The following is a 24,273-nucleotide window of genomic DNA, read 5'->3' on the forward strand; positions in this document are numbered from 1 at the left end:
CTGCGGGTTTGCTGCCTTGTGCGGGACTAGTGCTGGATCAGCGGGCTGAGCTTGCCCGCGCGCTTAGCGGCGCCGCTCATGCCGAGTGACTCGAGCCAGTTGCCCAGCATCTGGTAGCCGCCCTCCGTGAGGACCGATTCCGGGTGGAACTGTACGCCGCAGAGCGGAGCAGTGCGGTGCGCCAACCCCATGACCACTCCACTGGCGGTCTCGGCGGTGATCTCGAGGACGTCCGGGATGGACTGCCGAACCGCGGCCAGCGAGTGGTAGCGGGTGGCCGTGACGGGGGAGGGCAGGCCGGCGAAGACGCTGGTGCCGTCGTGCTGGACCAGGGACGTCTTGCCGTGCATCAGTTCCGGCGCGTGGGTCACGGTGCCGCCGTAGGCCTCCGCAAGGGCCTGGTGGCCAAGGCAGACGCCGAACATGGGCTTGCTGCTGTCTCCGCACCACTTGATGAGTTCGATGCAGACGCCGGCCTCGGACGGTGAGCCGGGACCGGGCGAGATGAGAACGCCGTCGCGCGTTTCCGCCATTTCGATCGCCTCCGCGAGCGTGACGTCATCATTGCGGACCACGGTGGTTTCGGCGCCCAGCTCCTGGAGGTAGCCCACCAGGGTGTAGACAAAGCTGTCGTAGTTGTCCACGACGAGGATCTTGGTTGTACTCATGGGTTACTTGCCGCACCAATCGTTGAGTCGTTGAATTGGGTGAACTGTGACATCCAGGGGAAGAGGAACTCGACCATTAGGAACAGGGCCACGGCGACCAGCGCCACGGACGTGAGGACACGCAGCCAAAGCGGGCCCGGCAGGTGCCGGAAAATCCAGCCGTACACGTCTCAGCCCTCCCCTCGGGCGCGCGCCACCTGGGAGGCAATCTCCGCAGGGGGTCCCGCGGAGGCCGGCTGCCAGTGGTCGAGCAGGGAGTAGGCGATGATCCGTTCCTCGGAGCCGAAGCGGGGGTTGCAGCTGGTCATGGTCAGGATTCTTTCCGTGGGCCTGGCCCCCGGCTTGGAGGGCACGGGAAGCAGGACGTCGGCGTCGGTGGGCATCACGATGCGGTTGTTGCGGAATACGTAGACGTAGTAGCCGTCCTTCGTCTGGACGTAGATCTTGTCTCCGGGCACCAGCGTGTGGATGTTGTCCAGCACTGCGCCGTGCGTCTGGCGGTGTCCGGCGACGGCGAAGTTCCCCACAGCCCCGGGCATGGCCGTGCTCCCGTAGTGCCCCAAGCCCAGGGTGTCCAGGACGTCGGACGTGGTTCCCTCAACGATCGGCCGGGCGTAGTTCTGCCCGAACCTCGGGATGTACATGATTCCGATGGTGCCGCCGTGCCCGGGTGCCTTGGCGACGGCGGGGGCGCCGTAATCCGGCACGGCCGATGCAGCTTCCGGACTGGGCTTGGGGGCCACCGGACCGCCGAGTTCCCGGGCAAAGTTCTTGACCACTTCGCTTTGCCTTGCATCGGAGGCGACGTTCGTCCACCACAGCTGCCATGCAACGAAAAGCAGGAGGATGACACCGGCCGTAATGAGCAGCTCACCGAGGATCTGCACGGTCTTCCGCAGGATTACGACGCCGGCTCCCGGCGCGGCAGGGGGAGTCACCTTCTCCTGCAGTACCACGGTGTCTCCTTCAAGGCGGTTGCGGGGGGGCGCTGGCGTGCCCTGAACTACAGCTAGAATTGGCTGCTAGTAAGACTTCAGACGTGATCAGGAGCGCGCAGACCGCCGGAAATATTCCTCTTAGCAGGATATCAAGCCCGGAATGCAGTTCCTGAATCAGCCCGCCAAGGAGGACATGTGCCCGAGTCAAAGCCACGTAAGAAGACTGCCCGCGCTGAATCGGTCTCCTCGACGCAGGCGTACAAGCCCAACCCGGTCTGGTTCAAGCCGGTCATGTTTGGCCTCATGATCATTGGGTTGCTCTGGATCATCACCTTCTACATCAGCGAAGGCACCCTGCCCGTTCGGGACTGGGGCTCATGGAACATCGTCGCTGGCTTCGGCATCGCGATCATGGGCTTCCTCATGACCACGCGCTGGCGGTCCTGACGCTCTCCGCCTGCCATGGACCCGCAGGGGATCATCATCGGTGATGACGGCCTGGCACGCCCGGCGTGGGCGTCCACCGATCCATTGCTGCGCGAGTACTACGACACCGAATGGGGCTTGCCCGTCCGGGATGAGCACGGCCTGTACGAGCGCATCAGCCTGGAAGCGTTTCAGGCCGGCCTGTCGTGGGTGACCATCCTGCGCAAGCGGCCTGCCTTCCGTGCAGCTTTCGCTGACTTCAATCCGGACACCGTCGCCGCCTTTACCGAGGACGACGTCGAGCGGCTGCTGCAGGACCCGGGAATCGTGCGGAACAGGCTGAAGATCCGCGCTGCCGTCACCAATGCCCAGGCCACGATCGCACTCCGCGACGAAGGCGGGCTTGTGGACTTCGTATGGCAGTTCCAGCCCTCGGCCACTCCCACGCCCTTGACCTACGCCGATGTCCCTACCCAGTCGCCCGAGTCAGCCGCCCTCTCTAAGGCTCTGAGGAAAAAGGGGTTCGCCTTCGTCGGCCCCACCACGATGTTCGCCCTCATGGAAGCCATCGGCATGGTGGACACGCATCTCGTGGACAGCCATCGCAGAGGTACGTCCGGGGTCTGGATCTGACTGCCCCTTCCCCAAGGCCTCCCTGGGACTTTCCACAGATGTTGGAAAAGTTATCCACAGTGTTGAAAAGCGGGCCGTCTTCCTGCGCCCGTCCGTCCCACGCCGGCCACAGCTGGTTCGAATGAATCTGAGAAATCAGAAGCCAGATATTAACAGCTGTGGAAAAGTCCTGTGGATAACCCTTCGCAATCTTTGGGGCTAGTTTTTTGGTGGCCGGACCGGGTGCCGGCTCGTGATTGAGACGCGGTTGAACGCGTTCATGGTGATCACCAGCCAGCTCACTGCGGAATACTGTTCGGCGCTCAGGTGGTCCCGTGCGTACGCATCCTCCTGCTCGCGGATGTGGGCGGCCGGAAGGCCGGTGATGCTCTCGGCAAGTGCCAAGGCCGCCCGCTCCGTCCCGTCAAAGAGGTCGGTGTCGCGCCATGCTGGTAACACCGCGAGCCGCTGGCTGGATTCCCCTGCTTTGAGGGCATCGGTTACGTGCATATCCAGGCAATAGGCGCAGCCGTTGAGCTGGGATGTGCGGACGTTCAGGAGCTCGATGAGCGTCGGAGTGAGGCCCGCTTCAACTGCCGCTTCGCGGACCTTCAGGCCCAGACCGTTCAAGGCCCGCCACGACGCTGGGTGGTACTTGTCCAGGTAGATGTGTTCGGTGGTGCTCACGGCGTACTCCTCGGTGGCAGGGCCGGCCGACGCCGCCGGCGGGGGTAGGCATGGCTGGCGATGAATCCGAGACTACACGCGTCGGGACGACCCTCAACTTATCCACATAACAACAACCGACTACCCACAAGTTATCCACAGCTGGGGAAAACCTGTGGGGAGAAAATGCGGGAAGTGGCGGAATGCAGGGCCTGTGCGCGCTTCGGGAGCAAAGAATTACAAGCCTGTAAGTTATTAACAGTGTGAATAACCCTGTTGAAAGCCTGCCCGTCCGGCTTCGCCGCTCGCGGCAGGATGGCTGCTTTCCACTGGTAATCCTCAACTGAAAGACGGTCCGCATGAATAGGTCCGCAATGTCGGCGGCAGACGCCAGCTCGCGCGGCGGCGAAGGCCGAAAGTTGTCCACTTAACCACAGGAGCCCCTGGCTAAGTTATCCACAGGTGTGGACCCAGCTGTGGCGAAAATGTCGAGAACCGCTCCATGGCGCCGATGCGAGGGGGCGGCGTGGGGAACTACAAGAGTGTAAGTTACCAACAGTGTGGATAACTCTTGTGGAAAACCGCCACCACGACCAACAGCGCGAACGGACACATAAGCCCCCTGCGAAGCCCGAGCGGCCCCGCTGTTCAAGCGCGAACGGACACTTAAGCCCCGCGAAGCCCGGGAGGCCCGGCCGTTCCAAGCGCGAACGTACACATAAGCCCCCTGCGAACCCCGGGAGGCCCGGCCAAGGAATGACGCCGACCCGTATGTGGAGAACTGTTGGCATCTGCGGTTGGGAGGCAGCTTCCGGGATGGCCGACCGGTTGCCGTTCGGCGGCAGGAGCGGCCCTCACCCGCACAGGCGGCCGCGGCCAAGGCCGTCCAAGCGGGGCAAGGCCGCCCAAGTTCGAGGCGGGCACGGGAGTTAGGGCCACAAATGCCCGCTCGCGCAAGGAGGTAGGGCCACAAGTGTCCGTTCGCGCTTCTCAGGAGGTACGTTGAATGCGCGGTTGGGGAGGAGCCTGTTAGCCGACGGTGGTGCGGTACCAGGTGAGGGCGACCAGCAGGGCCAAAACAGCTGCCAGCCCGGCAAACTGCAGGAGGTGCTGGCGCGGACCACGGGGGACGTAGGCGATAGCGGCGGCGCACAAGGCACCGGTGACCAGGCCGCCGAGGTGGGCCTGCCAAGCGATTTGGGGGACCATGAATCCAATGACGCCGTTGATGGCGATCAGGACCCAGAGCTGCTTGGTTTCGCCGCCCCTGTGGCGCTGCACCACAAGCGTGGCTCCGAAGAGCCCGAAGATCGCGCCGGAAGCACCGACCACTCCTACGGGACCGCCTTCGGGAAGGACGGGGGTCAGGAGCAGGTAACCGACAGACCCGCCGATCGCAGAGAGCAGATAAACGGCAAGGAACCGGATGCGGCCCAGCAAAGGCTCCAGTGCCTGGCCGAAAATCCACAGCGTGTACATGTTGATCACGATGTGGAGGAGGAAGCTCTGGGAATGAAGAAAAGCCGACGTGATCATGCGCCAGGGCTGAAAAACACCGAATTCCGGAGTCGCGAAGACAGAGGCATAAGCGAGGTTCCGAAAAACGACACCGCCCGGAATTACCCACTGCAGCACAAAGAGAAGTGCGCAGACGGCGATGATCGCGAACGTCACCATGGGTTTGCCCGACGCTACGGCGCCGCCGTAGACCGTCCGGACTGCCGGCGTCGTACGCTTTGTTTCGTTGACGCAGTCAACGCATTGGAATCCGACGGCGGCCGCCCGCTGGCACTCGGGGCATGCGGGACGCCCGCAGCGCTGGCAGCTCACATAGGAGGGCCGGTCCGGGTGCCGGGGGCACACGGGTACCTGCGCGGACGGCTCTGCCGACGGAATTCCGTAACTCATAGGATGATTTAGAGCTGCTCGATGTCGATGCTGTTGATGGTCACGTCTTCAACCGGGCGGTCGCCCATTCCGGTGCGGACGCCCTCGATGGCGTCGACGACCTTGCGGGATTGCTCGTCAGCCACCTCACCGAAGATGCTGTGCTTGCCCTGCAGCCAGTCGGTGGGGATGGTGGTGATGAAGAACTGAGAACCGTTCGTTCCCTTGCCCATCTGGATACCGGCGTTGGCCATGGCCACCTTGTAGGGGGCGTTGAAGCTGAGTTCGGGGTGAATCTCGTCGTCGAAGCGGTAACCCGGTCCGCCGGTGCCGCGGCCGAGGGGATCGCCGGCCTGGATCATGAAGTCTTTGATGATGCGGTGGAAAATGGTGCCGTTGTACAGCGGCGTGCCGGTCTTGTCCTCGCCGGTTTCCGGGTGCGTCCACTGCTGTTCGCCGGTGGCCAGTCCAATGAAGTTCTTAACGGTCTTCGGCGCGTGGTTGCCGAAGAGGTTCACGACAATGTCGCCGAGGCTTGTGTGGATGGTTGCTTTTGCTGTTGCTGTGGCAGTCATACGGTCATTGTTTCACGGCGGGTCAACGCCGGAGGGGGCGGCAAAGGCAGTTCCGCGCTGGGTGAAATCCGCCCACAATCCGCGGGAACAATAGCAGCGCGACTAATCCTCCACGTAGGCTAACGACAGAACCGTCACATTAATCGGGAGGTAGTTGTGAAGAAATCGGATCGTATTGCCCGCGAACTGGAGTTGTCGGTCAGTTCAGCTGTCGAGAACGCTAAGGACCGGGTTGAAGCAGCAGTGGATTGGGCCGTGCCCCGGCTGCAGCACAGCATTGACACCGCTTCCCCCAAGATCCAGGAGGGGCTCAAGTCAGCGGCCTACAACCTGGCTGGCGGAGTCGCCACTGTGACGCCCCGCATCCAGGATGGTATTGCACAGCTGGCACCCAAGATCCAGGACGCCGTTGACGGCGCGACGCCGCGACTGCACGAGGCACTGGACAAAGCCAGCCCGGTGATTGCCTCGGCACGGGACCGGGTTGTGGTGGAATACCTGCCCAGGCTCTCTGACCAGATCGGGACGGCCTCGGATGTGGTGCACCGGACGCTGGAAGGCACCCCCGCGCGCGTCGATGCAGTGGCGCAAAAGCTGGGCGACGTCGGCATCATCCATGCCCTGCAGGAGCAGGCACAGGTGGCAGGCACGCAGCTGAAGTCGGCCGCTTCTGAGGCAGGCCGGGTCATCACCCGCCAGCCGATTGTTGTTGTTGAGCCGGAGAAGCCCAAGAAACGCGGCCTCCTGATCGTCGGCGTGATCGCCGCTGCCGTCGCTGCGGGCGTCGCTGCATGGAAAGCCTCCAAGCCGGTCGAAGACCCGTGGAAGACCCCGGCACCCGTTACTCCGGCTCCGTCTACCTCCGCAGCTGAGACTCCAACGCCCGTGCCGGCCACCACGGTGAACGAAACGGTGGCAGGGTCCGGAACGGTTCCCGCTGCTTCCGCTGCGGACGAATCTTTCCAGGGCTCGTCGGAGAAGGCCAAGCACGTCGCCGAGGATGCTGACACCGATTCCGACGCCGGAACGGTCGCCACCGATGCCAAGGATGCGGTCAAGAACATGGCCTCCAACATCGGCCAGGATGCCGGAAAGCAGTCCGAGAAGTAAAAACCGGACCGCACCGACCGGTGCGCCGATGGAGGGGTCCCGCAAGGGGCCCCTCTTTTTTGTCCCGGCACTTTTTGTCCCGGTTTTTTTGTCCAGGCACTTCTGGAATCCGGCCTGGTTCCGGGCCCTTTTAAGATGGACCTCTTTCCCGACCCGGCCGCGAGGCCCGGGCAACAAAATCTATCGGTGCTAAATTTGAGGGGATGTCACCCGATAGATCCTCCGAGGATGCCTCCTTTGACGCTCCGCAGCAGCCGCGCGTATCAATAGTGATCCCGGCGTACAACGAGGAAAGTGTGATCAGGCAGTGCCTCATCGCCGCCATCTACCAGTCCGTTCCGGCACACGAAATCATCGTGGTGGACAACATGTCCAAGGACCGCACGGCGAAGATCGTGCGGCAGATGCAGCAGGAATATCCGGAGAGCCCCATCATCCTGTTGCGCCAGGACATGGAACAGGGACTCATCCCCACCCGCAACTTCGGCCTCGACCACGCCACCGGTGACATCCTGGGCCGCATTGATGCCGACTCCGTTGTGGAGCCGGACTGGGTGGAGCAGGTCCAGAAGGCATTCGAGGATCCGTCGACCCAGGCCGCCACAGGGCCCGTGGTCTATTACGACATGCCGATGCGCCGGTTCGGGCTCAAGGCGGATGACAAGATGCGCCAGCTGATGCTCAAGCTGGCCAAGCACCAGTACCACTTCCTCTTCGGCTCCAACATGGCGCTCCGCCGTTCAGCGTGGGAGACGATCCGCGGCGAAGCCTGCCGGGACGAGAAGGATGAGATGCATGAGGACATCGACCTCTCCCTGCACCTGGCCGACCATGACCTGAAAATCCAGTACTGGCCGCAAATGGTGTCCGGAATGTCGGCCCGGCGGCTCGAGGATTCGCCGCGGGACTACCGCTACTACGTGACCCGCTTCGACCGCACGTACAAGGCCCACAACGTGAAAAAGATGGCCCTGAAGGCTCCGATGGTGGTCTTCTTCTCCGTTTATTTCCCCGCGAAGCTACTGCGCGCCATCCACACGGTGAACACCAGCCAGCCTGCCCGCCGCGGCGGCCAGTAACGATCGTTCAGTCCGTCCCCAGCTCGGCCAGCGCCGGCTCCGTGGGCGGTTTGCCCCGTCCCGCCTTGCCGCTGCGCTGTCCGCCAACGACGACGGCGAGCCCCACCAGGATCAGCGCGAGTCCGGCATATGTTCCGGCCGGCAAAGTCTCATTCAGGAAGACCGCAGCGAGGAGAGCTGCCCCGGGGATCTCCAGCAGGATGATCATGGAAACGAGCAGCGGGCTCATGGTGGCCAGCAGATGGTTGAACGCCGTGTGCCCGACCAGCTGCGCGCAGACGGTGATGGCGATGATTCCCAGCCAGCCTGCCGCCTCGAAGCCTGAGAGCTGTTGATCGGTGAAGAGTGCCAGCACCGCGACGAAGGCTGCACACATCCCGTAGCAGAGCGTCGTGTAGGTCCCCGTTGTCATGCTCTGCCTCGCCCTGCCACCGGCCAGGGTGTAACTGCCCGCGAGAAGGCCGCCGGCCACCGCAAGAAGGTCACCCAGCAGTGCCTCCGGCGATGCCCCCATGTCGAAGCCCGTAATGGCCACGACGCCGCCGAAAGCGATGCCAAGCCCGGCAAGGACCGGCCAGCCATGCTTTACGCCGCGGAAGAGCTGAATAACGGCGATCCAGGCGGACTGGAGGCAGACCAGGGCGGTGGCTGCGGCCACCGAGGTGAGCTGGAGTGACGTGATGAAGCAGGCGAAGTGCAGCGCGAGGGCTAGGGCCGCCAGCAGCGACCAGCGGAACTCGCTGCCCGTTACCTTGCCGAACTGGGACGGCTCCCGCAGCAGGGTAGGGGTGGCCATGACTGCAGCACCGATTGCGTTGCGCCAGAAGGCTATGGCCAGCGCTGTCACTGTTGTGGCGCCCAGTGTTGCGGCGATGAGGGGCCCGGAGGATGCAACGCCCAGGACTCCCAAGGCGGCGATGAAGAACGTCACCGTTACAGCGTAGTGGGCAGGTGCCCATCCGGCTGAGCGGGGTTAGCTGAGCGAACCGAACTCCGGGCAAACAAAAAAGTCCCGGCCATTTCTGGCCGGGACTTTTTTTATGGTGGAGGCACGGGGACTCGAACCCCGAACCCCCTGCTTGCAAAGCAGGTGCGCTACCAATTGCGCCATGCCCCCATAAGAAGCAACCCGACTATCATACCCTAGTTCCGGAGGCTGTCTGACCAGTCTCCGCACCGGGTATCCGGACTATTCAACCGTGTCGGTTGACTTACTCCAGACAGTTTTCCGGGCTTCGGATTCCTGCACTTTCCTGTAGAGCAGGACGCCTGCGACTGCCGCTGCGATTGCCAGCAACTTCTTCACACGCACCCCGTTCCGGCCAGTTTTACCTGATCCTTTACTTGAACCTGCGCAGGTTCCGTGGGCGTACCAGGACTTGAACCTGGGACCTCTTCGTTATCAGCGAAGCGCTCTAACCGCCTGAGCTATACGCCCCGATGCCTCATCGGGCCGAGACATGACTCTACAGCACATCCCGGCCCGATCTCAAATCGAGGCATTCCGCGGTGGTATTTCCGCGGAATCGCGGGTTTCTTAGTCGTCCGTCAGGGTGACACCGATGCCGCCGACGAGCGTGGCGGAGATGTTGTAGAGAACGGCTGACAGCATGGACAGTGCCGTCAGCAGCACCACGTTGACCACGGCAATGATCGTGGCAAAGGAGGCTACCTGGCCGAGGGATGCGATCTTCTTCAGCTCAAACCCGCCGCCCTCAGAGCCGGCAAGCGTGCCCAGGAGGCTGTCCACCTGGTCGAAGATTCCAGTCAGGTCCAAGACGGTCCAAAGTACGATGGCGGCCACCACCGTGACGATGCCCAGAGCCACGGAGAGCAGGAACGCCATCTTCAGGACGGACCAGGGGTCCACCCTGCTGACCAGCAGGCGCGCGCGGCGGACCTTGGCCTTGGGTGCAGGCTTGACGAGTCCCTGAGCGCCCTGGCCCGGACGCTGCCCAGGCGCGGCGGGCCGCTGGCCGGGAGCCTGGGGACGCTGGCCCTGGACGGGCCGCTGGCCGGGAGCTGCGGGGCGCTGGCCCTGCGGGGGCTGCGTCGGTGCCTGCCGGGGTGCGGCCGGCCCGGGGCTGCCCGCGGCCGCGGCAGGGCTTTGCTGCGGGCGCACCGGGGCGTTCACTCGTGGAGCGGCTGCCGGCTGCCTTACCCCGCCGGGACCATTACTGCTCGGCTTGGGAAATGAGTCGGGATTACTCACTCGTTACCTCCGGTGTTGTCTTCGTTCATCTCAGCATTCAACTCAGCGACAGAGTCCGCATCCTCGGATGCGGCGGGGCCTGCCGACTCTGCCTCTGCTGTTTCTGCCTCTGCGGACCCGTCTGCTGGTCCGTTATCTTCAGCCAACGTTACGTCATTCTCCGGAGATTCCTCTCCCTCAAGTCCGCGTTCGCTGTTGCGCGCAACCTCAATGATGCGGTCGTTCTTGTCAGGTTTCGCGAAGATGACGCCCATGGTGTCGCGGCCCTTGGCGGGAACACCGGCGACGGCGGAACGGACCACCTTGCCGCCCTCCATGACCACGAGGACTTCGTCCTCTTCCTGGACAATCAGTGCCCCGACCAGGTCACCGCGGTCTTCGGCGAGCTTGGCCACCTTGATGCCCAGTCCGCCGCGGCCCTGCAGCCGGTACTCCTCGGAGGCGGTGCGCTTGGCGTAGCCGCCTTCCGTCACGATGAAAACGTAGGAGCCGTCCGTGACGACGTTCGCTGCCAGAAGTTCATCGTCCTCACGGAACTTCATGCCTGTCACACCGGATGTCGCGCGGCCCATGGGGCGCAGCGCGTCATCTGTCGCGGTGAAGCGGATGGACTGGCCCTTGCGGGAGACGAGCATGAGGTCGTCCGTTTCGGAGACCAGCTGGGCGGACACGAGCTCGTCGCCGTCGCGCAGGTTGATGGCGATGACGCCGGCGGACCGGTTCGTGTCGTAGTCCTCCAGCCGTGTCTTCTTCACGAGGCCGCGCTTGGTGGCCAGAACAAGGTACGGAGCGTGCTGGTAGTCCTTCAGGTCCAGCACTTGGGCGATGTGCTCGTCCGGCTGGAACGCCAGCAGGTTGGCTACATGCTGTCCCTTGGAGTCACGGCTGCCCTCGGCAAGCTCGTACGCCTTGGCCCGGTAGACCCGGCCGAGGTTGGTGAAGAACAGCAGCCAGTGGTGGGTGGTGGTGACAAAGAAGTGCTCCACGACATCGTCGCCGCGCAGTTGCGCACCCCTGATGCCCTTGCCGCCACGCTGCTGGGACCGGTAGTTGTCGCTCCGGGTCCGCTTGACGTAGCCGCCGCGGGTGATGGTGACCACCATTTCCTCTTCGGGAATGAGGTCTTCCATGGACATGTCGCTGTCGTAGCCCATGAGGATCTGGGTGCGCCGGTCATCACCGTGCTTGGCGACGATCTCGCCGAGTTCCTCGCTGATGATGGCGCGCTGGCGCTCCTCCGAGGCAAGGATGGCGTTGTACTCGGCGATCAGGGCTTCGAGTTCAGCGTGGCGGTCCTGGATCTTCTGGCGTTCCAGGGCAGCCAGGCGGCGCAGCTGCATGTCCAGGATGGCCCGGGCCTGCAGCTCGTCGATGTCCAGCAGCTCCATCAGGCCGTCGCGCGCAGCCTCGGTGGTATTGGAGGCGCGGATCAGGGCGATGACCTCGTCGAGCATGTCCAAGGCCTTCAGGAGTGCGCGCAGGATGTGCGCTTCCTCCTCTGCCTTGCGCAGACGGTATCGGGTGCGGCGGGCGATGACGTCCAACTGGTGCGTGACCCAGTGGCGGATAAAGGCATCGAGGCTGAGGGTGCGGGGCACGCCGTCCACGATGGCCAGCATGTTGGCGCCGAAGTTTTCCTGCAGCTGCGTGTGCTTGTAGAGGTTGTTCAGCACCACCTTGGCAACGGCGTCCCGCTTCAGGACAATGACGAGGCGCTGGCCGGTGCGTCCGGATGTCTCGTCGCGGAGGTCGGCAATGCCCTGGACCTTGCCGTCCTTGACGAGCTCGGCGATCTTGATGGCGAGGTTGTCCGGGTTGGCCTGGTAGGGCAGTTCGGTCACCACAAGGCACGTGCGGCCCTGGAGTTCCTCGACGTTGACCACCGCGCGCATGGTGATGGAACCGCGGCCGGTGCGGTAGGCGTCCTCGATGCCCTTGTGGCCGAGGATGGTGGCACCGGTCGGGAAATCCGGTCCCTTGATGCGCAGCAGCAGCTCCTCGAGCAGCTGCTCGCGGCTGGCGTTCGGGTTGGCCAGGTACCACTGGACGCCGTCTGCCACTTCGCGGAGGTTGTGCGGCGGAATGTTGGTGGCCATGCCGACGGCGATGCCTGAGGAGCCGTTGACCAGCAGGTTCGGGAACCTCGCCGGCAGGATGGTCGGTTCCTGGTTCTTACCGTCGTAGTTGTCCTGGAAATCGACGGTTTCCTCGTCGATGTCGCGGACCATTTCCATGGCCAGGGGCGCCATCTTTGTTTCGGTGTACCGCGGTGCTGCGGCGCCGTCGTTGCCCGGGGAACCGAAGTTGCCCTGTCCCAGCGCCAGCGGGTACCGCATGGTCCAGTCCTGGATGAGGCGGACCAGCGCGTCGTAAATCGCGGTGTCACCATGCGGGTGGTACTGGCCCATGACCTCGCCCACGACGCGGGCACACTTGTTGAAGGAGCGGTCGGGGCGGTAGCCGCCGTCGAACATCGCGTACAGCACGCGGCGGTGCACGGGCTTGAGTCCGTCGCGCACATCCGGCAGGGCACGGCCGACGATCACGGCCATGGCGTAGTCCAGGTAGGACCGCTGCATTTCCGTCTGAAGATCGACCTGCTCCACGCGGTCGATCAGCAGGTCGCCCTCCAGCACCGCCTCGGGATTGTCGGCCGAGTCCGCGGGAACCTCAGGGGTTTCGTCACTCATAATTTCATTTTCCGTTTCAGGTATATGTCTTCTCAGGAATACTTAGGCAAGGGCACTAAATATCGAGGAACCTGACATCCTTGGCGTTCTGCTGGATGAAGTTACGGCGGGACTCGACGTCCTCACCCATCAACACCGTGAAAATCTGGTCGGCAGCTGCTGCGTCTTCCATGGTGACTTGGAGCAATGTCCGGTTGTCCGGGTCCATAGTGGTGTCCCAGAGTTCGGTATAGTCCATCTCGCCGAGACCCTTGTAGCGCTGGATGCCGTTGTCCTTGGGGATACGGCGTCCGGCGGCCTGGCCCGCAACGAGCCTGGCGTCGCGTTCACGGTCGCTGTAGACGTAGTCGTGCGGGGCGTTGGACCATTTGATGCGGTACAGGGGCGGCTGCGCCAGGTAGACGTAACCGTTTTCGATCAGCGGGCGCATGTAGCGGAACAGCAGCGTCATCAGCAGCGTGGTGATGTGCTGGCCGTCCACGTCGGCATCGGCCATCAGGACGATCTTGTGGTACCGCAGCTTGGCAAGGTCAAAGTCCTCGCCGATGCCGGTGCCAAAGGCCGTGATCATTGACTGGACCTCGTTGTTGCCAAGAGCCTTGTCCAGGCGGGCCCGTTCCACGTTCAGGATCTTGCCGCGCAGCGGCAGGATGGCCTGCGTTTCCGGGTTGCGTCCGCGCTTGGCCGAACCGCCGGCCGAGTCACCCTCCACGATGTAGACCTCGCACTTCGACGGGTCCTTGGAGGAGCAGTCAGAAAGCTTGCCCGGCATGCCGAAGGATTCCAGCGGGCTCTTGCGGCGTGCATTGTCGCGTGCCTTCCGGGCGGCCATGCGCGCCTGCGCGGCTGAGATGGCTTTCCGGATGACGTCACGTGCAGGGCCGGGGTTGCGTTCCAGCCAGTCGCCCAGCTGGTCGGTGACCACGCGCTGGACGAAGCCCTTGACCTCCGAGTTGCCGAGCTTGGTCTTGGTCTGGCCTTCGAACTGCGGCTCGGAGAGCTTCACGGAAATGACGGCTGTCAGGCCCTCACGGATGTCATCACCGGTAAGGTTCTCTTCCTTTTCCTTGATGATGCTCTTCTCCCGCGCATAGCGGTTGATCAGCGAGGTCATGGCAGCACGGAAACCTTCTTCGTGCGTGCCGCCTTCATGGGTGTTGATGGTGTTCGCGTAGGTGTGGACGCTCTCGGAGTACGCCGTGGTCCACTGCATGGCCATCTCTACCGCGATGTGCCGCTCGGTGTCCTCGGTCTCGAAGGCGATCACGTCCTGGTGGACAACGTCCACCTTCTTGCTCGAGTTCAGGTGCTTGACGTAGTCCAGCAGGCCGTCGTTGTACAGGTAAATTACCGTGCGGTGCTCGGCGCGGACTTCGCCTTCAGTGACAACGGCATCAAGGTCAAGATCGCCGGCTTCGTCGACGCCGGCGGCTGCCTGCCGCTCGTCGGTGAGGGTGATCTTCAGGCCCTTGTTGAGGAAGGCCATCTGCTGGAAGCGCGCGCGGAGCGTCTCAAAATCAAATTCGACGGACTCGAAAATGCTGGCGTCCGGGTAGAACGTCTGGGTCGTCCCGGTCTCGTCCGTTTCCTCCCCCTTGACCAGCCCGCCCTGTGGCTTGCCGCCGTCGGCAAAGGACATCCGCCAGACGTGCCCCTGCCGCCGCACCTCTGTGTCAACCCGGCTGGAAAGGGCGTTGACCACGGAGATACCCACGCCGTGGAGACCGCCGGACACGGCGTAGCCGCCGCCGCCGAACTTTCCGCCGGCGTGCAGGATGGTCATGACCACTTCAACGGTGGGCTTGCCTTCGCTGGGGTGGATATCGACGGGGATGCCGCGGCCGTCGTCCGTGACCTTAACCCCGCCGTCGGCCTGGAGGACGACTTCGATGTGCGTGCAGTAGCCGGCCAGCGCTTCATCAACGGAGTTGTCCACCACTTCGTACACCAGGTGGTGCAGGCCGCGGAGGCCGGTGGAACCGATATACATACCGGGGCGTTTCCGTACAGCTTCGAGGCCCTCCAGAACGGTGATGTCGCTGGCACCGTATTCCCGCTGGGTAGCGGCGTCTGCTGCCGGGATCTCCGGTGTAGGGGTATCCTCGATTGCGGATTCCCCTGCCTGGATGTCTGCATTGTCGTTAGCCACAGGCGCTTTCGACTCCTCTTTACTTGATTATGGCCGGCCGCTGCCGTTCCCCGGAGGGAGGGCTTTAGCCAACAGGCACGTCACTATGGCGCCGGCTACGTGATCGACTTGCGGAACTGTCTTCCGCCGCTGGGCAGCGCCGGAAAACGGACTCAGTCAACGTTTCACCGGCGCCCAGTTATCTACAGAGATTCTATCGTGAAACAGGGTCGATTCCCGCATCGCCGGGCCGCCGACGGGCGGCAATGTGCCTCTCGTTGGCCATTGGCCGCACCTGCAAGGCCCCAGCGGTACCGCCTTCGGGTTCCTATACGGCTCTCGGCGGTTTGAACGCCCTACACGCCGTTTGAGCAATTTTCAATAGATCCGACGGCGGGCAGGCGCACCGGGGCGCGTCCAGGTTTATCCGTAGGTGTCCCGGGGGCCACGGCCCTGAACACTCCGGCCGCCCTTGCGCCAGTTCGGTGCAGCCGGACCCAGCACATGGATGCTGGTAACCACCCCGTCGCCCAGGTCATTCCGGAACTTTTCCAGCAGACTGACGCTCAGCAGGCGAAGCTGGGTGGCCCACGCCGTGGAATCGCACCGCACATGGAGTGTGGTGTCGGTGAAGCTCTCTGGAGTGCAATGGGCCGCGATCTCGGGTCCCACGAGTGTTGCCCACTGGGCCATGACGGAGCCGACAGCCACCGGTGAGGTCCAGCCCCGTTCTGCGACAAGTCGTCCTACAACCTTGCCCAGTCCCAGGGGGTCGCGTCCGGTCGCGTGGAACTGGCTGAAGCCCCGGGTTCCCCGGGGGGCGCGCTGTTTTTGGGCTCCACCCGCGCGCGGAGCGGCCCGGCGCACTTCTCCCCGCGCGGCAGCGGCTTCACGCATGCGGTTCAATGCGGCCTGTGCGGCATCGATTTCATCGGGTTCGCGGCCTGGCTGGAGGCCGCCGTCGGTACTACTCATCGAGATTCCGAATCATCGATTCCTCCCGGGATTACCTTCACCCGCCGCCCGGCCAGTTCCTCGGGAATGTCGGCGTCGACGGCGGCAGTCACCAGGACCTGTTCGGCTCCTGTTACTATTGCGGCCAGTTTACGCCGCCGCTGCACATCGAGCTCGGCAAAAACGTCGTCCAGGATCAGGATCGGTGCCGTGCCGCCGGTCCGTGCATCGTCGAGCATCACGTAATAGGACGCAAGCCGCAGCGACAAGCACATCGACCAGGTTTCCCCGTGTGAGGCATAGCCTTTCGCGGGCGCCTGGCCGAGCATGAGGTCGAGTTCGTCGCGGTGCGGGCCGACGAGTGAAATGCCGCGTTCGAGTTCTTTCCGGCGGGATACCGTGAAGGCGCGGATGTAGCGCTGGGTGAGCTCGTGCACGGAGAGCAGCCGCAGGTCCTCCGCTGGCTCTCCGTTCTGTGAAGGTTCTCCGCCCACGGTGGCCGGAACGCCGTCGTCGTCTATCAGCGTCTGCAGCGTTGACCGGTAGATGGCGTCAGCCACTTTGGAGCCGTCCGTCAGCTGCGCGTAGGCACGCTCGAGGTGGGGGCGGAGCAGTTCCACGAGCTGCAGGCGTGCGTGCAGCAGTTCTGCTCCGGCGCGCGCCATGTGCTGGTCCCACACGTCGAGGGTGGCTTCATGGCCGGCAGTGAACTTGCCTGCCCTCGTGGATTTAAGCAGGGCATTACGCTGCTTCAGGACGCGGTCATAGTCACTGCGGGTGGCAGCGTGCCGCGGCACCAGGCTGACGAGCAGCTCATCGAGGAAGCGCCGCCGGCTCGACGGATCGCCTTTCACAAGGGCAAGGTCCTCGGGCGCGAAGAGAACGGTGTGGCAGATCCCCAGCAGGTCCCGTGCCCGGACGGGGTTGCTGCGGTTGATGCGCCCCCGGTTGGCGCGACCGCCGTTGATTTCGAGTTCCAGCACGGTGGACTGTTCGCCGCGCACCAGCCGTGCCCTGATCAGGGCGCGGTCCGAGCCGAAGCGCAGGAGCGGCCCGTCGGAACTGACGCGGTGCGAACTCAACGTCGCGAGGTAGCCGATGGCCTCCATCAGGTTGGTCTTGCCGATCCCGTTGGAACCGACAAGGACGGTTACCCCGGGTTCGAGCGCAAGGTCCACCTGGGCGTAGCTGCGGAAATCAGTCAGCGAAAGGTGTTGTAGGTACACGCGGTGTTCAAAGCCCCCAGCGGGATTTATTTGGCAGGACGGGTGGCGTGGCCGCCGAACTGGTGCCGGAGGGCAGAGACCATCTTCATCGCCGGGGAGCTGTCCTCGCGGGACTCAAAGCGGGCGAACAGCGCGGCCGTGATCGCCGGCGCGGGAATGGCGTTGGCGATAGCTTCTTCCACGGTCCACCTGCCTTCGCCCGAATCCTCGACGTAGTCGTCAATGTTCTGCAGTCCCGGATCTTCCTCCAGCGCTTTGACCAGCAGGTCCAGCAGCCACGACCTGACGACCGTGCCCTTTTGCCAGGCGCGGAAAGTCCCCGGAAGATCGGTGATGATGTCTTTGGAAGCGAGCAGTTGGTAGCCCTCAGCGTAGGCCTGCATCAGTCCGTATTCGATGCCGTTGTGGACCATCTTGGCGTAGTGCCCTGCGCCAACGCCGCCGACGTGGACGAAGCTGTCCGCCCGCTCGCCTTCAGGACGCAGGGCGTCAAAGATGGGCAGCGCACGTTCGATGTCTTTGGCGTCCCCGCCGGCCATGAGTCCGTAACCGTTCTGCAGTCCCCAGACACCGCCGGAAACGCCGCAGTCCACGAAACGGATGCCCTTTTCCTCGAGGAGGGCCCCGTGCTTTTGGTCTTCGGTAAACCGGGAGTTGCCGCCGTCGATCACGAGGTCCCCGGCATCCAGCTTGTTGCCCAGTTCGGTGATGACCGCGTCCGTGATTGCCCCGGCAGGGACCATAACCCAAATGAGCCGCGGCGCAGCAACGGCGGCGATCAGCTCATCCACGGAGGCAACGTCCGTCACGTCCGGGTTGCGGTCGTAGCCCGTGACGTCGACCCCTCCCTTGCGCAGCCGTTCGCGCATGTTGAAACCCATTTTTCCGAGGCCGATCAGTCCGATGTGCACGGGAAACTCTTTTCTGCGCGGAGGGCTAGGGATAGGAGTCCATCCCAACTAAGTAGCAGTTCGGGGCGTTCTGAGCACTCAGAACAGCCTCAGCTGCTACCTAGTTGGGCGGGCGGCTTAGTTCGGGAGGCGAACTGGCATCACCAGGTAGCGGTAGTCGTCCTGGTCCTCGCCGTCGATGTCCGACTGCGCGGTGATCATGGCCGGCTTCGGTGCCGTGGTGAACGAGAACCGAACATACTTCGTCTCAATGACGCTCAAACCTTCGACGAGATAGTGCGGGTTGAACGCCACCGTGATCTCGTCTCCGGAAAGCTGCGCTTCGAGTTCTTCGGAAGCCTGTGCGTCTTCGCCTGTGCCGGCGTCCAGCTGGAGCTGGCCCTGGGTGAACGCCAGGCGCACGGGGGTGTTGCGTTCGGCAACGAGCGAGACACGGCGGACGGCCTCGACAAGTTCCTGCGTTTGGACGGTGGCGTGGATCGGCGTGGATTCGGGGAACAGCGAACGGATCTTCGGGTAGTCGCCGTCAACCAAGAGGGACGTCGTGGTGCGGCCGCCGCTCTCGAACCCGATGAGGCGTGAGTCATCGTCTGCGATGGCGAGGTTGATCTCGCCGCTCCCGCCGAGTGTCTTGGCAACCTCGTTGAGGGTTTTCGCTTTCACAAGCGCGCTGGTGGAGATACCCGGCGTGACCGGTTTCCACGGGACTTCGCGCATGGCGAGGCGGTAGCGGTCTGTCGCCAAGAGTGTGATGAGGTCGTCCTCGATCTCCATCCGCACGCCGGTGAGGATGGGAAGGGTGTCATCCTTGCTGGCCGCGATGATGACCTGGGATACGGCCTGTGCGAATGCGTCTCCGGCGACGGTACCGCTGATGGTAGGCAGCGCGGGCAGCGGCGGGTATTCGGCCTCAGGCATCGTGGCGAGATGGAAGCTGCTTCGGCGGCAGGTCAGTGTGACCTTGCTGCCTTCAGTCTCTAGGTCCACGGGCGCAGAGGGCAGGCTGCGGCAGATGTCGGCCAGGAGCCGTCCGGATACCAGGATGGTGCCTTCTTCCCGGATGTCGGCAGGGATTTCCAACCTGGCTGAAGTTTCATAATCGAAGCTCGAGAGGCTGACAGTTCCGGCTTCGGCTTTGAGCAGCAGGCCTGAGAGGACCGGAACGGGCGGCCGCGGAGACAACGATCGGGCTGTCCATGTGACGGCTTCTGCCAGGACGTCCCGTTCGACTCTGAACTTCACGGAAGGGTGCCGCCTTTCATTGCTGCTGCCTAATTCTGAACGGGAGCTCCCCCAGGGAGTCCACAAACCTGGCTCCCGCACTGCGGAACCTGCATGGTCCGCACTTGCTGAACCGCAGGCAGACCCGAGGATGGGAGCGCTGCTGACAGCTTAGCCGGAAGATCGGCGAATTCCCCATCCCCACCGGGGACCCGGGTCCTTCTGGAGCGGGCTGGCTGAGATGCAGGGGAGGTTGGGAACGGAGATTGTTATTTGAGGGATTTCAATTTTTTGGGATTCGTAGTGTTAATAACTGCTGTGGAAACTGTGGATAACCCGGTCTGAACCCGGGAATCCGCGGTTAAGCCCTGTTCATGGACTGTGGGCGGAGTGGGTTTTAAACAGGCTGTGGATGGGGATAACGGATCGGGCCGTTTTTGGGAATCCACAGATGCCTTAAGGGTTTTAAGCCCAATTACCGCGGTTGTCCCCTTAACTATCCACAGGGTTGTCCACATGCACCCGTTAATAAGGTTAAGAACCCCGGATCAGGAGTCGCGCTGCTGCTGCTTGATCCGGTTGGTGAGCTCAGTGACCTGGTTGTAAATCACACGGCGTTCGGCCATGAGTTCGCGGATCTTGCGGTCCGCGTGGATGACGGTGGTGTGGTCGCGGCCGCCGAGCTCCTGTCCGATTTTCGGCAGCGACATGTCGGTCAGCTCCCGGCAGAGGTACATCGCGATCTGCCGCGCGGTCACCAGCGTGCGGGTCCGGGACTTGCTGCAGAGCTCTTCCATGCTGAGCTTGAAGTACTCGGCGGTCTGCGTGAGGATCTGGCTCGAGGTGATTTCCTGGGCGTTGTCATCGGTGATGAGGTCCTTGAGCACCATCTCGGCCAGGGCAACATCCACCGGCTGCCGGTTCAGGCTGGCAAAGGCGGTGACCCTGATTAGGGCGCCCTCAAGCTCGCGGATGTTGCTGGCGATCTTGGACGCGATGTACTCCAGGGCGTCGTCCGGAGCGGAGAGGCCCTCGCTGAGTGCCTTCTTGCGAAGGATGGCGATGCGGGTTTCAAGTTCCGGCGGCTGGATGTCCGTCAGCAGGCCCCACTCAAAGCGTGACTTCATGCGGTCTTCGAAGCCCGCCAGCAGCTTGGGCGGCTGGTCGGAGGTGATGACCACCTGCTTGTTGTTGTTGTGCAGCGAATTGAACGTGTGGAAGAACTCCTCCAACGTCCGGTCCTTGCCGGCCAGGAACTGGATGTCGTCGATGAGCAGCACATCCACGTTGCGGTACGTGGTCTTGAAGCTGGCGCCCTCATCGTCGCGGATGGAGTTAATGAAGTCGTTGGTGAATTCCTCAGAGTTCACGTAGCGGACGCGGATCCCGCTGTAGAGCCGGCGGGCGTAGTGGCCGATGGCGTGCAGCAGGTGCGTCTTGCCCAGTCCCGAGTCACCGTAGATGAACAGCGGGTTGTAGGCCTTGGCCGGCGCTTCGGCCACGGCCACGGCCGCCGCGTGCGCAAACCTGTTCGAGGAACCGATGACGAAAGTGTCAAAGACGTACTTGGGGTTGAGCCTGCCGAACTCGTGGGAGGTGCTCGGCAGCATCGGCTGCGGCTTCAGCTCAACCGAGTGGTCCGTTGCGAGGGAAAGCTCGACGACGGGTTCCGGCTCTTCGTGGATGGGCACCAGATCGGTGTCCACATCGATCGCGCAGCGGATGTCATCGGAAAAGACGTTGTGCAGGGCGTCATCGAGGGCGTCCTTCACCTGGGTCTGCAGCACTTCCCTGGTGAGCTCGTTGGGAACGGCCACCAAAAGGGTGGAACCGATGAGGCCCTGGGCCTGCGCCAGGATCACGAAGCCGCGCTGACGTGGGGATACCCGGTCATCCTGCTCGAGAAGGTTCACCACGCGCCGCCAGGAACTTCCGACAGTATTGGCGTGGTTGGCTTCGTCTACTGTCATCAATCGGGTTCCTCAAAGCTTGCTTACCTGCAGTCCATGCAGCCACAAGCCCGGGACCAGGAGTTGGCCCGGCTTAATCCACAGGGTTATGCACAGTCCGTGGATAATCGGCTACTGGGACACTCTAGGGGATGAAAAGGCCAGAAGATAGCTGGGAAGTGGCTTGTGGATAATTACACGGGTGTGGTTCGAAAACCGGGTCTGTCAGACACTTCATCCACAGGCCGGGACCCCTACTTAGCCACACCTGGGGAAAGCTCTGGAGAGGGCCGCCGGTTTGACTCGTTGTTGCCATTTGGACTAACGTTGGGGAGTCCTTTGTGCCTGCTTTGTGTACCCCATTTTGGACCTTTCAGACGCCCAGCGTTGAGGAAGCCGGGGGCAAGCAGGGACATACAAAACTTAAGCGTCGGCCAGTTCTTCCCCTTTGATCGGCTGGGCGCACCTTCGATCCACTGGAGTAACTAACGTGAGCAAGCGGACTTTTCAGCCGAATAACCGCCGTCGGGCCAAGAAGCACGGCTTCCGCCTTCGTATGCGCACCCGTGCCGGCCGCGCCATCCTGGCTGCCCGCCGCGGCAAGGGCCGCGTCGAGCTGTCGGCCTAAATAAAGATACGTCGGGTAACTTCTCCTTGCGGACATAACGGTGCTCGCCACCAGGAACCGCCTGAGGACTTCAACCGATTTTTCAACAACAGTACGTTCCGGCGTCCGTAATGGACGCCGGAACGTAGTGTTATATACGGCAACTATAGGAGCCGATGAACCCAGCAGGATCGGCTTCATCGTCTCCAAAAGCGTCGGGAACGCTGTTGCCAGGAACCTCGTTAAGAGGAGACTTAGAGAAGCCGGTGCCATCTCGCTGCGCGAGTATGGTGCCGGGTTCGCTATTGTGGTGCGTGCACTGCCTGCGTCGGCTACTGCCAGCTGGCAGGAACTGCTGGCGGACTACAACGCTGCGTTGGATGCCACCATGAAGCGGCTGCAAAGCCGCCAGCAACACTCGGCTGGAACCGGCTCGAACGGAACAACACAGGAAGGGACACAGCGTGCTTGACCTGATTGCCGCCGTCGTCCGTTCCGCAAAGTCCGCAACAGCGGCCGCTGGCACATTCCTCTGGAACCTGCCGCGCAACATCCTTATTCTTTTGCTGATGGCCTATCGCAAGGTGATTTCGCCCTTGTATGGCCAGGTCTGCCGTTTTTTTCCTTCGTGCTCCGCCTACGCGCTTGAGGCCATCACCGTGCACGGTGCCGTAAAGGGAAGCTGGCTCGCAGCGAAGCGCCTCGCGCGCTGCCACCCTTGGAATGCCGGCGGTGTGGACCATGTCCCCGCCGGCCACCGGCACTGGCCTGAAAACCAGACCCCCACAATTGTTGTGCTGAACAACCCGGATAAGTACCTGGCTGCTCAGACTGATGGAGAAGGCCGCGCTGCGGCCTGACGAATAGGGATATCGTATGGACTTCTTTGAAACACTTATGTTTCCGTTCAAATGGCTTGTGTCCATCATTATGGTGGGCTTCCATGAAGGCCTGAGTGCCATCGGCATGCCGGAGGCGTCCGGCTGGACGTGGACCCTGTCCATCATCGGTCTGGTGCTGGTCATCCGGGCAGCCCTCATTCCCGTCTTCGTCAAGCAGATCAAGGCCCAGCGTGGCATGCAGCTGCTGCAGCCGGACCTGAAGAAGCTCCAGGACAAGTACAAGGGCAAAACCGACCAGCTGTCCCGCCAGGCCATGGCGCAGGAACAGATGGCCATGTACAAGAAGCACGGGACCAACCCGTTCTCGGCCTGCCTGCCCATGCTGATCCAGATGCCGTTCTTCTTCGCGCTCTTTACGGTTCTTTCCGGCATCAGCACCGCCCGGGACAAGGGCGAGGGCATCGGCGCCATGAGCCACCAGCAGGTGACCCAGTTCGATGAATCCACTATCTTCGGCGCCACGCTGTCGGCCTCACTCCTGCACGGCGGCGAAGGCAACCAGGTAGCCGTCTGGATCCTCTCGATCATCATGATCCTGGCAATGACTGCCTCGCAGTTCATCACGCAGAAGCAGATCATGGCCAAGAACATGTCCGAAGAGGCGATGGCCAGCCCGTTCATGCGCCAGCAGAAGATGATGCTCTACATCCTGCCCGTCGTCTTCGGCGTCGGCGGCATCAACTTCCCGATCGGTGTCCTTATCTACTGGACCACCACCAACCTCTGGACCATGGGTCAGCAGTTCTTCGTCATCCGCCGCATGCCGACGCCGGGTTCCCCGGCCGCGAAGGCCCTCGCCGAGCGCCGTGCCGCCAAGGGCCTTCCGGCCCTGCCCATTCTGGGCGGTAAGAAGGCCGACGCCGAGACTGAGGCAGCTGCCGCCGCTGCGGTAGCGCAGGCCAAGGGCCAGCGCATCCAGCCACAACGTAAGAACAGGAAGAAGAAGTAATGTCTGTTGAAAGCTCAGAGCAAGCACTTTCCGCCGAAACCGGCGACGACCCGAACAACACAGCCCCGGCCCCAGTGGCTGACAAGGGCACCACGGCAAGCCGCCTCGAGGAAGAGGGCGACGTCGCTGCAGACTATCTTGAAGAACTGCTCGACATCGCCGATATCGACGGCGACATTGACATCGAGGTGCGCAACGGCCGCACCTACATCTCCATCGTCACCGAGGAAGAGTCCGCAGGGCTGGAAAGCCTCGTGGGCCGTGACGGCGAAGTGCTTGAAGCTCTGCAGGAGCTGACCCGGCTCTCGGTGCTGTCGGCGACGGAGAACCGCTCCCGCCTCGTGCTGGATATCAACGGGTACCGCAAGGAGCGCGCAGGCCACCTGCAGAAGATCGCAGAGGACGCCGTGGCCACCGCCAAGGAATCCGGCGAGGCTGTTGCCCTGGAACCGATGAGCGCCTACGAACGCAAGATCGTTCACGACGCCGTCGCCGATCTTGGATTCGTCAGTGAATCCGAGGGCGAGGGCGCGGGCCGCCACATCGTCGTTTCCGCCGACTGA

General features: G+C 63.0%; 24 protein-coding genes and 2 tRNA genes. 9 read left to right on the plus strand and 17 right to left on the minus strand.

Features of this window, described 5'->3' with window-relative positions:
* Window positions 1–26 precede the first annotated feature (26 nt).
* Together ACIP9X_RS03705 and ACIP9X_RS03710 are read right to left on the minus strand one after the other, a co-directional pair.
* On the minus strand, window positions 27–668 hold the full coding sequence (locus tag ACIP9X_RS03705; protein WP_400478359.1) for an anthranilate synthase component II: 642 nt from the start codon (window positions 666–668) through the stop codon (window positions 27–29).
* 170 nt (window positions 669–838) lie between these two features.
* On the minus strand, window positions 839–1,624 hold the full coding sequence (locus tag ACIP9X_RS03710) for a class E sortase (protein ID WP_400478360.1): 786 nt from the start codon (window positions 1,622–1,624) through the stop codon (window positions 839–841).
* A 177-nt stretch (window positions 1,625–1,801) separates the two neighbouring features.
* Between ACIP9X_RS03710 and ACIP9X_RS03715 the strand changes: the two genes are divergently transcribed.
* Both ACIP9X_RS03715 and ACIP9X_RS03720 read left to right on the plus strand, forming a co-directional pair.
* Window positions 1,802–2,053 carry a cell division protein CrgA gene (locus tag ACIP9X_RS03715; RefSeq protein WP_400478361.1) on the plus strand — a complete coding sequence of 84 codons (252 nt, stop codon included), beginning with the start codon at window positions 1,802–1,804 and terminating at the stop codon, window positions 2,051–2,053.
* 15 nt (window positions 2,054–2,068) lie between these two features.
* Window positions 2,069–2,665: a DNA-3-methyladenine glycosylase I gene (locus ACIP9X_RS03720; protein WP_400478362.1), complete on the plus strand. Its 597-nt coding sequence runs from the start codon at window positions 2,069–2,071 to the stop codon at window positions 2,663–2,665.
* 198 nt (window positions 2,666–2,863) lie between these two features.
* On the opposite strand, the gene ACIP9X_RS03725 is transcribed toward ACIP9X_RS03720, so the two are convergent.
* The 3 genes from ACIP9X_RS03725 to ACIP9X_RS03735 form a co-directional block, all read right to left on the minus strand.
* Window positions 2,864–3,331 carry a carboxymuconolactone decarboxylase family protein gene (locus ACIP9X_RS03725; RefSeq protein ID WP_400478363.1) on the minus strand — a complete coding sequence of 156 codons (468 nt, stop codon included), beginning with the start codon at window positions 3,329–3,331 and terminating at the stop codon, window positions 2,864–2,866.
* 1,008 nt (window positions 3,332–4,339) lie between these two features.
* On the minus strand, window positions 4,340–5,218 hold the full coding sequence (locus ACIP9X_RS03730) for a rhomboid family intramembrane serine protease (RefSeq protein WP_400478364.1): 879 nt from the start codon (window positions 5,216–5,218) through the stop codon (window positions 4,340–4,342).
* Window positions 5,219–5,226: 8 nt separating this feature from the next.
* Entirely contained in the window at window positions 5,227–5,772 is a 546-nt protein-coding gene (locus tag ACIP9X_RS03735) for a peptidylprolyl isomerase (RefSeq protein WP_400478365.1), read from the minus strand.
* Between the two features lie 156 nt (window positions 5,773–5,928).
* Here ACIP9X_RS03735 and ACIP9X_RS03740 point away from each other — a divergent pair, with 156 nt between their 5' ends.
* Both ACIP9X_RS03740 and ACIP9X_RS03745 read left to right on the plus strand, forming a co-directional pair.
* Complete coding sequence (locus ACIP9X_RS03740; RefSeq protein WP_400478366.1) at window positions 5,929–6,882, plus strand: hypothetical protein; 954 nt, start codon at window positions 5,929–5,931, stop codon at window positions 6,880–6,882.
* A 203-nt stretch (window positions 6,883–7,085) separates the two neighbouring features.
* Window positions 7,086–7,961, plus strand: coding sequence for a glycosyltransferase (locus ACIP9X_RS03745; RefSeq protein WP_400478367.1), 876 nt, complete (start codon window positions 7,086–7,088; stop codon window positions 7,959–7,961).
* 7 nt (window positions 7,962–7,968) lie between these two features.
* Here ACIP9X_RS03745 and ACIP9X_RS03750 read toward each other — a convergent pair whose 3' ends face one another.
* From ACIP9X_RS03750 to dnaA, 12 genes are all read right to left on the minus strand, one after another.
* Window positions 7,969–8,892: a DMT family transporter gene (locus tag ACIP9X_RS03750; RefSeq protein ID WP_400478368.1), complete on the minus strand. Its 924-nt coding sequence runs from the start codon at window positions 8,890–8,892 to the stop codon at window positions 7,969–7,971.
* Window positions 8,893–9,002: 110 nt separating this feature from the next.
* Window positions 9,003–9,078: transfer RNA gene (locus ACIP9X_RS03755), tRNA-Ala, on the minus strand.
* A gap of 72 nt (window positions 9,079–9,150) precedes the next feature.
* The gene (locus ACIP9X_RS03760; protein WP_400478369.1) at window positions 9,151–9,273 is read right to left on the minus strand and encodes a DLW-39 family protein; all 123 of its coding nucleotides are present in this window, start codon (window positions 9,271–9,273) and stop codon (window positions 9,151–9,153) included.
* Window positions 9,274–9,325: 52 nt separating this feature from the next.
* Window positions 9,326–9,399 (minus strand) — tRNA-Ile (locus tag ACIP9X_RS03765).
* A 99-nt stretch (window positions 9,400–9,498) separates the two neighbouring features.
* Entirely contained in the window at window positions 9,499–10,173 is a 675-nt protein-coding gene (locus ACIP9X_RS03770; RefSeq protein WP_400478370.1) for a DUF3566 domain-containing protein, read from the minus strand.
* Window positions 10,170–12,863 (minus strand): DNA gyrase subunit A, encoded by a 2,694-nt coding sequence (gene gyrA, locus ACIP9X_RS03775; protein WP_400478371.1) that lies wholly within the window; start codon window positions 12,861–12,863, stop codon window positions 10,170–10,172. Before gyrA ends, ACIP9X_RS03770 begins: the two co-directional genes overlap by 4 nt.
* A 55-nt stretch (window positions 12,864–12,918) precedes the next feature.
* On the minus strand, window positions 12,919–15,012 hold the full coding sequence (gyrB, locus tag ACIP9X_RS03780; protein WP_400478372.1) for a DNA topoisomerase (ATP-hydrolyzing) subunit B: 2,094 nt from the start codon (window positions 15,010–15,012) through the stop codon (window positions 12,919–12,921).
* Between the two features lie 402 nt (window positions 15,013–15,414).
* Window positions 15,415–15,966, minus strand: coding sequence for a DUF721 domain-containing protein (locus tag ACIP9X_RS03785; RefSeq protein ID WP_400478373.1), 552 nt, complete (start codon window positions 15,964–15,966; stop codon window positions 15,415–15,417).
* Window positions 15,963–17,171 carry a DNA replication/repair protein RecF gene (recF, locus tag ACIP9X_RS03790; protein WP_400478374.1) on the minus strand — a complete coding sequence of 403 codons (1,209 nt, stop codon included), beginning with the start codon at window positions 17,169–17,171 and terminating at the stop codon, window positions 15,963–15,965. Before recF ends, ACIP9X_RS03785 begins: the two co-directional genes overlap by 4 nt.
* A 26-nt stretch (window positions 17,172–17,197) precedes the next feature.
* A complete protein-coding gene (gene gnd, locus ACIP9X_RS03795) occupies window positions 17,198–18,082 on the minus strand; it encodes a phosphogluconate dehydrogenase (NAD(+)-dependent, decarboxylating) (RefSeq protein ID WP_400478375.1) in 885 nt (294 codons plus the stop codon).
* Window positions 18,083–18,199: 117 nt separating this feature from the next.
* The gene (dnaN, locus tag ACIP9X_RS03800) at window positions 18,200–19,324 is read right to left on the minus strand and encodes a DNA polymerase III subunit beta (RefSeq protein WP_400478376.1); all 1,125 of its coding nucleotides are present in this window, start codon (window positions 19,322–19,324) and stop codon (window positions 18,200–18,202) included.
* Window positions 19,325–19,851: 527 nt separating this feature from the next.
* Window positions 19,852–21,273, minus strand: a complete 1,422-nt coding sequence (gene dnaA / locus ACIP9X_RS03805) for a chromosomal replication initiator protein DnaA (RefSeq protein WP_400478377.1) — start codon at window positions 21,271–21,273, stop codon at window positions 19,852–19,854.
* 469 nt (window positions 21,274–21,742) lie between these two features.
* Here dnaA and rpmH point away from each other — a divergent pair, with 469 nt between their 5' ends.
* From rpmH to ACIP9X_RS03830, 5 genes are read left to right on the plus strand one after another with little or no spacing between them, the layout of a single operon-like run.
* Window positions 21,743–21,880 (plus strand): 50S ribosomal protein L34, encoded by a 138-nt coding sequence (gene rpmH / locus ACIP9X_RS03810; protein WP_011776797.1) that lies wholly within the window; start codon window positions 21,743–21,745, stop codon window positions 21,878–21,880.
* Window positions 21,881–21,920: 40 nt separating this feature from the next.
* Window positions 21,921–22,331 carry a ribonuclease P protein component gene (gene rnpA, locus ACIP9X_RS03815; RefSeq protein WP_400478378.1) on the plus strand — a complete coding sequence of 137 codons (411 nt, stop codon included), beginning with the start codon at window positions 21,921–21,923 and terminating at the stop codon, window positions 22,329–22,331.
* Window positions 22,324–22,719 carry a membrane protein insertion efficiency factor YidD gene (gene yidD / locus ACIP9X_RS03820; RefSeq protein ID WP_400478379.1) on the plus strand — a complete coding sequence of 132 codons (396 nt, stop codon included), beginning with the start codon at window positions 22,324–22,326 and terminating at the stop codon, window positions 22,717–22,719. Before rnpA ends, yidD begins: the two co-directional genes overlap by 8 nt.
* A gap of 16 nt (window positions 22,720–22,735) precedes the next feature.
* Complete coding sequence (gene yidC, locus ACIP9X_RS03825; protein WP_400478380.1) at window positions 22,736–23,710, plus strand: membrane protein insertase YidC; 975 nt, start codon at window positions 22,736–22,738, stop codon at window positions 23,708–23,710.
* The gene (locus ACIP9X_RS03830; RefSeq protein WP_400478381.1) at window positions 23,710–24,273 is read left to right on the plus strand and encodes a protein jag; all 564 of its coding nucleotides are present in this window, start codon (window positions 23,710–23,712) and stop codon (window positions 24,271–24,273) included. The genes yidC and ACIP9X_RS03830 overlap by 1 nt, the downstream gene beginning before the upstream one ends.

Origin of the sequence: Arthrobacter sp. NPDC093125, assembly GCF_044754225.1 — a bacterium.
In the GTDB taxonomy this organism is placed as follows: Bacteria; Actinomycetota; Actinomycetes; order Actinomycetales; family Micrococcaceae; genus Arthrobacter.